This is a genomic window from Nostoc sp. (assembly GCF_036917775.1).
Classification (GTDB): Bacteria; Cyanobacteriota; Cyanobacteriia; order Cyanobacteriales; family Nostocaceae; genus Nostoc.
The window spans coordinates 60051-73864 of sequence record NZ_JBALEQ010000123.1 but is presented as its reverse complement, the minus strand read 5'-3'; the positions used below and the strand labels follow the sequence as shown (position 1 = coordinate 73864).

Here is a 13814-nt window from a genome sequence, read left to right as displayed (position 1 = left end):
GCACTTGTAACACAATTCTTCTAAGGTAAGGGATTTTCAGCGAACGTAGGGGCGCAATGCCTTGCGCCCCTACTAAGTTCGACTTTTGGCTACTTTTGATTATGATGCAGTACCTTTAGCCTGGATTTAGGGAGAGTTTTTTTATTTATGGACTCAAAACAGCAACAAACTTTTTTCACGTTCGATGGAGATGTAGGCGGTACTGCTGGCTACGCTGGGATTTCGGCGGCATCTGATGCTACCAAGGCGGCTAAAACGGCAAGTAAATATCTCAACGACTCACGGCTAATAAACCAGCTTACAGAACGCGTATATCAACTCATGCTAGAAGATTTGCGATCGCAGCGCGAAAGGGTAGGTAGTTATGATTCTCAAAGGTGGTTGTGATGGCTACAGGCGCTAACAATGGCAACATTACTCACGAATTAAATTATGTCACTACTAATCGTTTTTATGTAGAGATAGACAGTTCTATTGCTGCATCTTTCGCTGAATGTTCAGGATTAAGTGTTCAAATTAAGAAAAATGTTTTTCAGGAAGGTGGTGTTAACGACCAGCAAAGAATTTATTTAGGTCATACAGAATTTGCAGACATAACTCTGAAACGAGGATTTACCGATCATCCAGGTTTTTGGAACTGGATGAATGCAGTTTTTGATGAAAGAAAGAAAACATCTCGACGCAATGTCAATATTCTCATCTTCAATCAAGCCGGTGAAACAATGATGAGTTGGACTTTGATTGGTGCTATTCCTATAACCTGGAAAACACCTGCACTTCAAGCAGATGGGAAGGCAGTTGCGATTGAAGAATTAACTTTAGCTTATGAAGGTTTACAAGTTGCAAGGTCTACAGGAGGAGGCTCTTCTGTACAACGAGATCAAAAATCAGGATATTTCGTTTCTAGTTAATTGGCTATTCTTATAACTATAAATATGCAAATTATTCAATCTTCACTAGGAAACAATATTCATCCCCTTGGGGTAATATCATCTTTATATAATTCTCAGGGGATAATATTGAGAAAAGAATCTCATTCTTTGCATTCACGAAGTAATTTTATCAGTACAATCCAAACTAAACCACCATTAGTCAAATCCTCTAAATTTTTCTTGTCTCGTCAGTATGAACCATCGATTGAACCATTAATAGGTTGGGATAGTTGGGATACTCAGGATATAACTAGTGATTTTAGTGAATTTCCGTTGATTGAATTTGATGCTTCTGATTCAATAGCTGCATTAGACAATAACAATGAATCAGTAAAAAATAGTATTCCAAAGATAATGCCAACTCCCATCGAGACAAATACGAGTAATGGCACATCTCAAGAAGTAAATATAAAAAATAAATCTAAGCCAAAAAAAACAAATAAATCTCAGAAACCACTAGAAAAAGAACCAAAGTCAAAATCTAGAACTAAAAAAGCTATCAAATCATCTACGGCTAAAAACCTTGAGCCAATTGTTGATAAAACTAATATTCATCTTAACAAAGATAACTTATTACTATCAGATGAGTCTATGCCTATTGAGGCTAATTTGGAAACACCAGATTTACAACTAGATATTGTGTTAAACACTACTACAAAGGATCGTAATTCTGTCAGTACTCCAACCGTAGATACTTCACCTAGCTTTCAAGATAAATCAACTTTATTCGAGAATTTTGCTACCGATGATCTGTCAGAAAATTCTGAGCTAACATCTAGTTTTTCTAGTACAGGTTTGTCTTTAACAGAAAATACTTTAACATCGAAAGAAAATATTGAATTAGACGATGGCACAAGTGAATTAGTCAACAGTTTGTCTATAGAAATTCCTTCTAAAAGGAATACAGAAAAAATATTTATACCGGATAGTAACTTTACAGATAATGAAGAAAAACTAATACCTGAAGTCTCAGAATCAGTTAATCTGTCAGGTATGCAAGTTAGCCAAACGCAACCACAACAAGACATTGAAAGAGATCAGGTTCCGTCTATAGTTGACAATAAAAGTAGCGTAAGTCAGACAAATTTAATCCAAGCAAAAGAGATTTTACCAACCTTAAACTCTCTATCGCAGGAAGAAGAATCACCAAATATTAATACTAAGTTTGAGGAAGTTACAGCTATTGATGAAGCAGACTTAATATCAGAAAAAAACACAAATTATTTTGTCACAGATAATTCTGCCTCTGATAATTCTTTAACTTTATCTTCAGCACTTACTTCATCTGAGGTTGATGATTCACCTACTTTACTTCATTCTTTGGAGAATGATGAAAATACCATAGAGACGGATTTTATTTCGCCTAATTCTGAGTCTTCAGTTGTAAAAAATCCTATTACATTACAACAAGAAATCGATTCTGACTTTTCACACAATGTAGAAAAAGCAACGCAAAATCTAACCATTCAGCCCCCTTTACTAGCAGATAATGGGGATATTTTACAGCCTCTATCCTTTCACGATCAAGGTTTTCTAGATTCTATTAAAAGTCAGAAAATTGATTCTAGTGTTACGAGTGAGTCTCCAGATATTGTGCCTGTTCAGTTAATACCGACCTCAGCAGTTATTGAAGATACACCTAGTTTATTCAGCAACCCTGATAGCGATAAACAGTTAGTAACTTCAGAATCACAATCTGCGATGGTGGTTAATGTCTCAGATGTCTCAGAAAATGTGACTTCACTACAACGTGATAGCAATGTTCAAAATCCTGGTAGCGAGTTTACAGAAAGTCAACCCATCTTAGCAGCACCTGAAATTGCTGAAGCACCAACAATTACCACCACATCATCTGAGATTACTGAAACACCAACAGTTACCGCCATTTCCCCTGAAATTGATGAAGCATTGGTAGTTAGCGCCAGTTCGCCTGAGATTACTGAAACACCAACAGTTACCGCCACATCGCCTGAAATTGATGAAGCATTGGTAGTTAGCGCCAGTTCGCCTGAGATTGCTGAAACACCAACAGTTACCGCCACATCACCTGAAATTGATGAAGAATTGGTAGTTAGGGCCACATCACCTGAAATTACTGAAACACCAATAATTAGCGCCACATCACCTGAAATTGATGAAGCATTGGTAGTTAGCGCCAGTTCGCCTGAGATTGCTGAAACACCAACAGTTACCGCCACATCACCTGAAATTGATGAAGCATTGGTATTTAGCACCAATTCGCCTGAAATTATTGAGAAAACAAGTATTTTTAGGGAAATTATTGATAATGAACAAACAGTAGAATCAGAAAATCCTGAAATATCAACTGCTGATACCTGGGATAATCCAGATATTCTAGACAACCCAACTGCTCCACAAGATGAGGTAAGCACAGCACCTAAAGTTGAGCAAAATGCGATCGCAGAAAATTTGCCCGCGCCTAAAGGTTATGCTACTGGTGGTCATGTTACAGACTCCCGTGTTGAAAATCGCCAGCAAATAGCACCCTCCGATACAGTACCTGCAATGCTTACGCCTGGGGAGTTTGTCATTAATACCAGGGATGCACAGAAGAATCTACCCCTACTACATCACATCAACACGGGTGGAACACCGCACGATATTATTCTTCCAAGTTTACAGACAACCAATCCTACAGAACCAGAAGAAACAATTTCTCCAGAGACTCCGACTAAAGTCGATTCTTTTTCAGATACTTCATTACAGCTAAAAAGCGGTGAGACTGATTCATCTGAGGTATCCAATTCTTTAATTCCTTCTTCCTTGGGGTTGAATAGTAATAAACAGAAACTTTCTATTCTTAATTCTCCAGAAATTCATACTCTTCAAAATGAAACAACAGATGTCGGTGAATCTTCACCTCAATACTCATCGCCTCCCCTAATTTTCCGAAAAGCAAATCCCAGCACTCACACACCTTCCCAATGGTCAGATACACCTTCTCAATGGTCGAGTGTGGAAGATTTACTCAATGGAAATAATGATGATTTTACTAGCTTTAATTTTAATGATGGCGAATCAAATAGTCAAAACTATGAATTTTCTCAGGTTTCAGAATCGCCACAAGTTTTTGCGAAACACCTTCCATCACCTAGAGGCTTTGCTAATGGTGGAGAAGTCACTCCACCCGACATATCTAGAGAAATACAACCGATAACTGAAACCATAGAAAGTACATCCTCATCTTCTCCAGGAGATGAAAAAGATGATACAGCCGATCTTGAAGCTCTAGCTCGTGAAATTTATCATAAATTACGACAACGGATAGAAATTGAGCGAGAGCGTCATGGCGGTTACTCCGGTAGATTACCTTGGTAAATTTTCATTCAATAATTAATTTTAGGAGAACTATTCAAATGGCAAGTCCAGCAATTATTGTTATTCAAAAGCTTAAACCACAACTTGAGAAAGCCAAGCTTGTAGCTTATAACAATGAAGCACCAGATATTGAATTAATGTTTAATCCTACAGATATTAGTTTCGCTCGGACTGTTAAGTGGGAAAGTAAGGATGGAAATAGAGGAACCACTCTACTTCCGAAAGTAAACTTTTCTGGGGTTGAACCTTACAAATTCACTCTTAAACAGTTACTCTATGATACTTATGAAACGAAAGAGTCGGTGATGAAAAAGTACATAGATAACATTAAGAAAGGTGTAGAAACTATCACTAAAGCAACTGACAAACGACCACCTGTTTATATATTTACCTGGGGAGATGAGTATTTTTATTGTGTAATCACGAGTTTAACTTACACTTTAAATATGTTTTTGAGTGATGGTACACCAGTCAGGGCAATGGTAGATATAGCCTTGCAAGAAGTAGATAAGAATAACCTGCCTGGAGGACGTAAATCTGATTCTAAAGGCAACGCTCGTGCAACAGATAAAAAGGGTCAAAAATTGAGTAAGTAAAAAAATAACGTGAGAAATTAGTATTTACTTTGTCATTAAAGGCTGCTCTGAACATTTTATAAATTATCAAATAATAGTTATGCCTCCTAAAAACAGTCTTTATTTAAGCGAACCTAAAATACAGATAGATGGACAACAAGCTTCTCCTGAACTAATGAAGGATTTGTTGCAAATCACAATAGAAGAAAGCCTTCATTTACCAGCAATGTTTACGCTAGTAATCCATAATAGCTATATTCCCACATCTGACCGACCAGAAAATAAAGCTTGGCGACACGATCAGTTGTTTAAGATTGGTAAAAAAGTGAAGTTGGGTTTTACTTCAAGTACTACTCTAGATAATAATTTTCAAGAAGAGGTAGGAGAATTTATTATTGAAGGCGAAATTACAGCGATGGAAGTTCACTTTAATGAAAAATCTGAAGCTGATATAATTGTTCGCGGTTATGATATTTCTCATCGTCTCCATAGAGGTCGTTATAATCGTTCTTTTTTAAATGAAACTGATAGTGGTATAGTCAATAAAATAATTAAAGAAGTAGGTATAAAACCTGGCAATATAGAGCCAACTGGTGAAGTTCATAAGTATGTCTTCCAAGAAAATCAAACGAATATGGAATTTTTGCGAGAAAGGGCTGCTCGCATTGGTTTTGAGTTATTTATTACCGAGGAAAAACTCAATTTTTGTAAACCAAAAACTCAGGGTGCTTTATCATTAAAATGGCTAGTTGATATTAATAAATTTAGTACTCGTGTTACTAGTGCTGAACAGATAAGTTCTGTAGAAGTACGCGCTTGGGACTATACCCAGAAAAAATTGATTAGTGGAATAGCAAATAAAGAGAAGCAAACAACCCAGACAGGTAATAAGCTAGGAAGTAGTACTAGTAATGCATTTTCTAATCTTAAGTCTCCCAAAATGATTGTTGTAGATAAACCTGTTGCCAGCAAAAAACAAGCAGAGACGATGGCTCAGGCTTTGTGTGATGAACTAGGAGGAGAATTTGTTTATGCAGATGCCAAAGCAGAAGGGAATCCTGAGATTCGTCCTGGACGGGTTATTAGTCTTGAGGATATGGGCGATCGCTATAGTGGTAAGTATTATGTTACAGAAACCCGCCATTTCTTTAATCAGCGCGTTTATGAAACTGATTTCAGCGTGCGGGGACTCCGTTCTGGTAGCTTATTCACAACTCTATCCCCAGAAAAACGTCTCCAGCCATCTGAGACTTTATTAGTGGGAATTGTGACTGATAATAAAGACCCAGAGAAAATGGGCAGAGTGAAGGTCAAGTTTCCTACTCTCACAGAAGATCATACAAGTGACTGGGCTAGAGTTGTAGCTGTGGGAGCAGGCCCAAACAGAGGTTTTGACTGTTTACCAGAGGTAAACGATGAAGTTTTGGTAGGTTTTGAGCATGGCGATATTCACCGTCCTTACGTCATTGGTGGAGTATGGAACGGCAAGGATGCACCACCGGAAAATGTAAATGATTCAGTTACAGGTGGTGTAAGATTACGCACCATTAAGACTCGTGTAGGTCATGTTCTACAGTTTGTTGAAGAGGATAAAGGAAGTAGTAAAAAAGGTATTCGCGTAGAAACCACAGGTGGTCACAAAATATATCTCAATGATAGTCAAAGGTGCATAGAGATTGAAACCACAGGTGGTCATAAAATCAAAATGGACGATATGGGTAAATCTGTTTCAGTGAAATCAACAGGTAATATGTCATTAGATGCTGCTGGCAATATCGACATTTCAGCCAATGGCGTGATTACAGTTAAAGGTGCGATGATTCGACTTAATTAATTCGTAATTCGTAATTCGTAATTCGTAATTAACACAATAGGAGGTTGTGATGGGTAAACCAGCAGCAAGAATTACTGATAATGTGGCGCACCCTTTACCCCCAGTCTTGACAGGGGGGCCGGGTAGTCCCAATGTGTTGATTGGATCTTTACCTGCGTGGCGGGGCGTGCTTGCAGCAGCAGTACCAGGTTTGCAGTCTGCCAAACAAATTTCTGATACGGCTATTCAAGTCGCTGAGGCTTCTACCCTAGCGGCAGCAGGTACACCAGGGGCACCTGCTGCTTTAGCTGCCGAACAAACTACAAAGGCAACATCAGCTGCTACTATGGGTGGTGCGATCGCAGCAGCAGCTGCTGCTGGTGGTGCTGATATTCATAATTGCGCCACACCTTTACCACTACCTCCTCACGGCCCTGGGGTTGTGATTGACGGTAGCCAGACTGTGCTGATTAACAATCTACCTGCCTCTCGCATGGGCGACACTATTATAGAAGCATTGGGGCCACCGAATAAAATCATCAAAGGTGATCCCACTGTTTTGATTGGTGGCTGATTGAAGAGGCAGGGGGCAAGGGGCAGGGGAATACTGTGCCTACGAGTATTAAAGACTTGTCCGTGAGTATTAAAAACTCATTCACGAGTATCAAAGACTCGTCCGCGAGTATCAAAGACTTGTCCACGAGTATCAAAGACTCATTCACGAGTATCAAAGACTCGTCCACGAGTATCAAAGACTCGTCCACGAGTATCAAAGACTCGTCCGCGAGTATTAAAAACTCATTCACGAATATCAAAGACTCGTCTATGAATCTTAATACTATACCAAATTACACTTACAAATCATTCTCCCTCCTGCCCCCTGCCCCCTGCCCCTCTGCCCCCCACTTCATCCTCGACCTTTGGCGAATAGGCTTAAACCCTCTGTGCCGATATCTTTGAAGATATCCATGTAAAAACTGTCTAAGTGCCAGATATGGTTTATGGTCGTGAACTAGCCTATTTGGGAACAGGTTGGGCTTATCCACTGCATTTAAGTGTGCAAGGCGGGATACAACTTAGCCGTGAAGATCAAAAAGTTAAAGAATCTATTTGGATTATCCTTCGCACCGGAGTAGGTGAGCGGGTTTATCGACCTACCTTTGGTTCGCGCTTATCGGAACTGGCGTTTGCACCTTTAAATAGCGAGACCCTACTGCGAATCCGTCTTTATGTTTTGGAAGCTTTAGAAGTTTGGGAACCACGCATTACTATCGATGAAGTTGTCACCGATCCTGACCCTGTGCGTGGCAGAGTTGACATCATTATCAATTATCGACTTAAAGACGGCCCCGATATTTATAGTTTTGTTTATCCTTATTATTTGGTTTCAGCTGGGGAGGAATCGTGATACCAATTCGCAATTCGCAATTCGCAATTCGCAATTAAGAAAGCTGAATTTTATCTGGGTTTCTAGGCTTGTATCTGTCACATTCTTTTTTAAATTGGTATGAACTTTGATTTTTTACCGAAATTACCTTCTTCCAACTTAGACGATCGCGCCTTCGATGATTTGGTGGAAGAATGTATTATGCGTATTCCTCGCTACTGTCCAGAATGGACTGATCACAACCTCAGCGACCCAGGAATTACGCTAATTGAGTTATTTGCTTGGTTAACTGACCAGATGTTGCTCAGATTTAACCAAGTACCCCGAAAAAATTATGTCGCTTTCCTAGAATTACTGGGTATTCGTCTCCAGCCTCCAGCCCCAGCCCGCACGGAATTAACTTTTTATTTAAGCGCTGCACTACCCGAAGCCTACACAATTCCAGCCGGATTGGAAGCCTCAACTATCCGCACTGAAACTACAGAAGCGATTACCTTTAGTACAGATTCTCCTTTAATTATCGGCAAACCCCGCATCCAACACTTCTTAACTGCCCAAACTACCGAAGATATTCCCCAATCTCTGCGCGAAAGAGTCACAACTTCTTGGACTCGTGAATCTAATGGTTTCTGGACAGGTAATGAACAACCGATTTTTGAAGAGGAACCTCAGCCTGGTAACTGCTTTTATTTAGCGATTAATTCTGATGATCCTTTAGACGCTAACGTTTTAGAAATTATTTTCCAAGGGGCTGCGGCTACCCCTGCTGGGATTAACCCCAATCAACCACCGCGCAAATGGGAAGCTTGGGATGGGGAAAATTGGCAACCAGTTTTATTACAAGAGTCGGATGATAAAACTCGCGGTTTCAGTTTTTATGAAATGGCGCAACAGGGTGGAAACCCTTCCCAAGGTGCAGAGGTACGTTTGCATCTACCTCAAATTTGGCCTGTGGCTAATTTTACTTCTTACCGGGGTCGTTGGTTGCGCTGTAGCTTTGTTTCCGCAGAAGCCAATGAATCTGGTTACAATCGTCCGCCAAGAATTATTGGTTTAGCAGCGCGGTCAATTGGCGGTACTGTTAGAGCTAGTCACAGTACGCTGATTATAGATGAGCGATTGGGAATTAGTGATGGTACACCCGGTCAAAGTTTCCAGTTACAAACAGCACCAATTTTAGAACGTCGGGAAAATGAGTATATTTTAGTTACTCCCAGTGGTGGTTTGCCTCAAAAGTGGATTGAGGTGAGAGATTTTGCTGATTCTGGGCCACATAACTTTCATTACACCATCGATTCGATCACTGGGATAATCCAGTTTGGGCCGCTGATTCGGGAACCTAGCCAACTTAAACAGCATACCCAAATGCGATCGCGAATTCAAGAACCATCGCTAGATAAAACATCTGTACAAGTTCTAGAAAATAACCAGTCGGAACACCAATATGGGGCAATTCCTCCCCGTGGTGCAGAGATTAAAATGGTTGCTTATCGCACAGGTGGCGGTAGGGAAGGCAATGTGCAAACTGGGGCAATCCAGTTTTTGAAGTCTGCATATCCATACATTGCTAGTGTGGTCAATCGCGTACCAGCGATCAATGGCGCGGATGCCGAATCGCTAGAACAGGCTGTGATGAAGGCTCCCCGCATCCTCCGCACACGCGATCGCGCCGTCACTGCGGAAGATTTTGAAGTTTTGACTCAACAAGCGGGTGCAGGTGCGATCGCGCGCGTCCGGTGTTTGGCAGCAAATTCTCGTAGACAAGCTGGTATAGTTAGTTTACTGGTTGTTCCTTATGCAAATACAGATGCGATCGCACAAGGTAATGGCATCAGACCAGAAGAGTTTGCTCTTAGTAATGCCCTCCAAGAGCAAATTTTGAGTTACTTAGATGAAAGACGGTTATTAGGGGTACAAATAGAATTACAAGAACCGAATTATGTAGGTGTTTCTGTACAGACAGAAGTTGCTTTAGAACCTGCTTATGATAACCCTTTTGCCAGAGAAGAAATTCGCCGAAATTTAAGGGTATTACTGTATAAATATTTAAATCCATTAACTGGAGGAATGGACGGCAAAGGTTGGCCATTTGGGCGACCAGTTTATACATCAGATATTGTCGCATTACTGCAACAAACCCCAGGCGTGCGTCATTTAGGCCCCGTGCTGCTGTTTCCCATCCGCAAGCAAGGAGAAAATTGGCGACGACAACCATCACCAGAACAATTGATTGACCCCGGATCAGAAGGTTTAATATGTTCTTGGGCTGATACCAATCTACGTTCAAATCACGACATTCAAATAATTCGTAATTCGTAATTTGTCATTTGTCATTTGTCATTCGTCATTTGTTATTTGTCATTGGTCATTTATCAGTAGTTATTCTCCCTCCAATTCCCCATTCTCAATTCCCTAATCCTATGGTTCAAAGTCGCTCTAGTCCAGCTGTAAGCATTCAATTAACGCCAATGCAAATACCTGAAGCTTTACCTGTGGCAGGTTTAGGATTTACAAATGCGGATATCGATGTAGGTGGACGTACTTTACTTTTGCATCCTGGACATCCCAGTGAGATGATTGTGCAAGTGCAAAACTTAGAACAACGTCCTTTGCGGGTAAGCTTAAGCGTTGACGGAAACTTTCCATCCCAGTGGTGTCAAATTGGCACAGAGGGTAGTGAAATACCGCCTCGTGGACAAATGGATGCTGTTCTCTACTTCTCAATTCCCGACACATTTTTTGAAGACCAAGAAGCAATTTCTCCTGGGACAAAAAACAAATTAACTCTCAATTTTCGCAGCCTAATTACTCTACATATAGACGCAGGCACAGAGAACGAACAAATCGAAAGAAGCGAATATTTTGATTTATATATCCGTCCCTATACCGCCTACATGGAATTCTTGCCAATTTTGTATCGGGAAGTAGACTTTATTGGTCGCTTCATGAAGATATTTGAGCAAGCTTTTCAACCAATAGTTGATAGTTACAATGTCATGTGGGCAAACCTCGATCCCTTGACAGCACCACAAGCATTACTACCTTTTATGGCTCATTGGGTTGCTTGGCAAGTAGATTCAGTTTGGGATCTCCAGCAACAACGGCGTTTAATTCGTCGGGCTGTAGAACTTTATCGCTGGCGCGGAACTCGTAAAGGATTGCGTCTCTATTTACATCTTTATACTGGTTTACCGTTAGATGAAGATTTACCTAATGAAGCTGATAAACATATTAGTATTACAGAACCTTTTGGCCCAAGTTTCATCATCGGAGATGCCCAATTAGGAAATGCTGTTTTAGCAGGTGGACAACCATATCATTTTATAGTCCGTTTGCGTTCAAATATTTCTAGTGGCATCATTAATGAGCAACTTATCCAAAGAATCATAGAACAAGAAAAGCCTGCTTTCTGCACTTATGAACTATCTATTGAAAATCCCTCTAATTAAATAATTCGTAATTCGTAACTTTTTAAATCAAACAGACTATTAATCTAAAATCCAAAATCTAAAATCGCTATGTCTCATCCTTTCCCACCCCCACCAATCAAATCTTTGGAACGCCTGCAAGCCGCAGACGGGTTACTAATCAATGCAGAACGCTGGCGCACAGCCCATGATTATCACCGGAATCGGCAAAATGCTCAATATCAAAGTTTAAACCAACCAGGAATTGTCTGTGGTTTAGGCGTTCGAGATGTGACAGCCCCAAGCCAAGTAGAAGCTAGATACCGAGATGGACGTTGGGTACAAATTCAACCTGGTATTGCAATTGATTTAGCAGGTAATCTAATTGTTGTACCGACTTCTTATGACTTTCCTATTGATATAGAAGTAGTCAGTTCGGAACCACTCATGATCTACTTAGTAGTTAGCTATGTAGACCCTGATGAATTGCGCCGTGGACAGCAAAGAGATGTTGTTCAAGAAACCTATCGAATTGACCAAAGAAACTCCATACCAGCCAGTTCAGAAATAGAAATATGTCGAATACTTCTGCAACCAGGACATACTGATATTACCCAACCTGCGGATGCTTTCTTTCCTGGATATAACAATATTGATTTGCGTTATCGTCGTCAGGCACAAATGCGTCCCCAAGCACTTGTCTGTATGGCACAAGCAACTCATAGCGATCCTGAATGTGCGCGTAATTTTTTCAGCCTTTCGTATTTGTTACAAGCAGTAGAACCCCTATATCCCAGTTTGCGAGGGGCTGATGAACCAGGGCAGGTTTCTTTAAGTGAAAATATTCAAGATTATGACTTACTTTATTTGACAGGTGGACAGGCAATTTCTTTAAATAGTCTCGAATTTGAATCCCTGAAAAATTACTTAAATTTAGGCGGAGTGCTTCTCGTTGATGCACCAATAAATGCTAATGCTTTAATTGAGAGTACTCAAGCATTAGCACAACAGTTAGAAAGTCCTTTAAGACCTTTAGAAGAATTGCAACGGAGTCATCCTTTAAGGACAAAACCTTTTTTATTTGCTGCCTTGCCAATGGTTAATCAACAGCAAATTAAAATGTTAATCGGTGGCGGAATTATTTTAGTAATTGGTGATTTAGCAACCGCTTGGGGACTGGATAGAGATTTGAATTTACCCAGATTGACTATTCGTACAGCCCAGGAATTAGGAATTAATATTCTTCATTATGCTTGGAAACGGCGACAGTTGATAGGCTTGCAACAAGAAGATAATTCAGGACAGTGGTAGGGTGGGCATTAATCCGGTTTGCTTAAGGGAAGAGACGGTGATTTATTGCGTTATTGCGATCTATAACTTTCATCAAAACCCTGATCCGAATCGTATTGGAGCGGGCATTATTTTAAATAATATTGGATATGGTTTCGCATTTTTAGCAATACCTACCCTCTAATATAGAGCGATCGCCTTCGCGTCACTTGGAATCCAATACACTTGGGTTAAGCATCTCTTTCTTCTCTCTGCGTTCTCTGCGCCTTGGCGGTTCGTTAAAAAACGACTTTGGTAACAGATTTTTAGCCTTAACTGAACTGTATTGACTTATAATCCAATACACTTGGAAGCGTTACTTCTACAAAATCGTGGGTTTTGAGTTTTGAGACGCGATAAATCGCCGTCTCTACAAGTGTTTTGGTCTTATCTGAACTCTATTAACTCATTCCCTAACATCCCTAAAGCACAAAACCTAGAACTATATTTAAGGCTGTACGAATAAGTTCCCAGTATTCTGACTCCAGCACGCCCAGCAAGCCCAAAATACGACTATGATCAACAGCACGAATTTGGCCAATATCTATAAAACGGTCTTGGTCTAGTCCATTATTTGGTGTTGCTTTCACATTTACAACGTAGGGGGCTTGTTTACTTCCGGGTCGAAATGGCATCACAATTGTCAGCAATCCATACTGATTCATGATGTCATTTTGCACAATCAAGCAAGCGCGGATTTTTTTTGCTTCAGCCCCCAGTGTCGGATCAAGATTCACCCAACGTATTTCTCCTCGTCGGTAAGTTAAATTATTCCCTGGCATTTATGCCATCTCCAGCAACGCTATCCCAAGCAGCAATTTCAGCTTGATATTCTGGATCTTCAGCATCCTGCTTGAGGGCTGCAATCATTTCTGCTGCCAAAATTTGGCGACGGTGTTCTGCTAGCAGTGTATTAATGTATCCACTACGATTTCCATGTGCATACTGATCTACAAATTGCAGAATGTCTTCTTCTAAGGTAATTGTGACTTTCAGCATCTATGAATAAATTGTTAGTATTACTATTTAGTA

General features: G+C 40.3%; 12 protein-coding genes. 10 read left to right on the top strand and 2 right to left on the bottom strand.

Annotated features, from left to right (window positions below; all coding sequences use genetic code 11):
- Window positions 1-147: 147 nt before the first annotated feature.
- From V7K69_RS25865 to V7K69_RS25820, 10 genes are all read left to right on the top strand, one after another.
- A complete protein-coding gene (locus tag V7K69_RS25865) occupies window positions 148-387 on the top strand; it encodes a hypothetical protein (protein WP_335039695.1) in 240 nt (79 codons plus the stop codon).
- Complete coding sequence (locus tag V7K69_RS25860) at window positions 387-911, top strand: phage tail protein (RefSeq protein WP_335039693.1); 525 nt, start codon at window positions 387-389, stop codon at window positions 909-911. Before V7K69_RS25865 ends, V7K69_RS25860 begins: the two co-directional genes overlap by 1 nt.
- 108 nt (window positions 912-1019) lie before the next feature.
- Complete coding sequence (locus V7K69_RS25855; protein ID WP_335039691.1) at window positions 1020-4271, top strand: hypothetical protein; 3252 nt, start codon at window positions 1020-1022, stop codon at window positions 4269-4271.
- A gap of 38 nt (window positions 4272-4309) precedes the next feature.
- The gene (locus V7K69_RS25850; RefSeq protein ID WP_335039689.1) at window positions 4310-4867 is read left to right on the top strand and encodes a CIS tube protein; all 558 of its coding nucleotides are present in this window, start codon (window positions 4310-4312) and stop codon (window positions 4865-4867) included.
- Between the two features lie 79 nt (window positions 4868-4946).
- The gene (locus tag V7K69_RS25845) at window positions 4947-6680 is read left to right on the top strand and encodes a VgrG-related protein (protein ID WP_335039687.1); all 1734 of its coding nucleotides are present in this window, start codon (window positions 4947-4949) and stop codon (window positions 6678-6680) included.
- Between the two features lie 49 nt (window positions 6681-6729).
- Complete coding sequence (locus V7K69_RS25840; protein ID WP_335039685.1) at window positions 6730-7233, top strand: PAAR domain-containing protein; 504 nt, start codon at window positions 6730-6732, stop codon at window positions 7231-7233.
- Window positions 7234-7653: 420 nt separating this feature from the next.
- Complete coding sequence (locus tag V7K69_RS25835; RefSeq protein WP_335039683.1) at window positions 7654-8067, top strand: GPW/gp25 family protein; 414 nt, start codon at window positions 7654-7656, stop codon at window positions 8065-8067.
- Window positions 8068-8166: 99 nt separating this feature from the next.
- On the top strand, window positions 8167-10365 hold the full coding sequence (locus tag V7K69_RS25830) for a putative baseplate assembly protein (RefSeq protein ID WP_335039681.1): 2199 nt from the start codon (window positions 8167-8169) through the stop codon (window positions 10363-10365).
- Window positions 10366-10514: 149 nt separating this feature from the next.
- Window positions 10515-11495: a phage tail protein gene (locus V7K69_RS25825; RefSeq protein ID WP_335039679.1), complete on the top strand. Its 981-nt coding sequence runs from the start codon at window positions 10515-10517 to the stop codon at window positions 11493-11495.
- 69 nt (window positions 11496-11564) lie between these two features.
- Window positions 11565-12764 (top strand): DUF4159 domain-containing protein, encoded by a 1200-nt coding sequence (locus V7K69_RS25820; RefSeq protein WP_335039677.1) that lies wholly within the window; start codon window positions 11565-11567, stop codon window positions 12762-12764.
- Between the two features lie 440 nt (window positions 12765-13204).
- Here V7K69_RS25820 and V7K69_RS25815 read toward each other — a convergent pair whose 3' ends face one another.
- Window positions 13205-13564 carry a type II toxin-antitoxin system PemK/MazF family toxin gene (locus tag V7K69_RS25815; RefSeq protein ID WP_335039674.1) on the bottom strand — a complete coding sequence of 120 codons (360 nt, stop codon included), beginning with the start codon at window positions 13562-13564 and terminating at the stop codon, window positions 13205-13207.
- A complete protein-coding gene (gene mazE / locus V7K69_RS25810) occupies window positions 13551-13781 on the bottom strand; it encodes a type II toxin-antitoxin system MazE family antitoxin (RefSeq protein ID WP_335039672.1) in 231 nt (76 codons plus the stop codon). The genes V7K69_RS25815 and mazE overlap by 14 nt, the downstream gene beginning before the upstream one ends.
- Window positions 13782-13814 lie beyond the last annotated feature (33 nt).

Coding starts and splice junctions, on each gene's coding strand:
- V7K69_RS25860 (WP_335039693.1), top strand. CDS start 387: ATGGCTACAGGCGCTAACAATGGCAACATTACTCACGAATTAAATTAT.
- V7K69_RS25830 (WP_335039681.1), top strand. CDS start 8,167: ATGAACTTTGATTTTTTACCGAAATTACCTTCTTCCAACTTAGACGAT.
- V7K69_RS25815 (WP_335039674.1), bottom strand. CDS start 13,564: ATGCCAGGGAATAATTTAACTTACCGACGAGGAGAAATACGTTGGGTG.
- V7K69_RS25850 (WP_335039689.1), top strand. CDS start 4,310: ATGGCAAGTCCAGCAATTATTGTTATTCAAAAGCTTAAACCACAACTT.
- V7K69_RS25825 (WP_335039679.1), top strand. CDS start 10,515: ATGCAAATACCTGAAGCTTTACCTGTGGCAGGTTTAGGATTTACAAAT.
- mazE (WP_335039672.1), bottom strand. CDS start 13,781: ATGCTGAAAGTCACAATTACCTTAGAAGAAGACATTCTGCAATTTGTA.
- V7K69_RS25835 (WP_335039683.1), top strand. CDS start 7,654: ATGGTTTATGGTCGTGAACTAGCCTATTTGGGAACAGGTTGGGCTTAT.
- V7K69_RS25845 (WP_335039687.1), top strand. CDS start 4,947: ATGCCTCCTAAAAACAGTCTTTATTTAAGCGAACCTAAAATACAGATA.
- V7K69_RS25840 (WP_335039685.1), top strand. CDS start 6,730: ATGGGTAAACCAGCAGCAAGAATTACTGATAATGTGGCGCACCCTTTA.
- V7K69_RS25820 (WP_335039677.1), top strand. CDS start 11,565: ATGTCTCATCCTTTCCCACCCCCACCAATCAAATCTTTGGAACGCCTG.
- V7K69_RS25865 (WP_335039695.1), top strand. CDS start 148: ATGGACTCAAAACAGCAACAAACTTTTTTCACGTTCGATGGAGATGTA.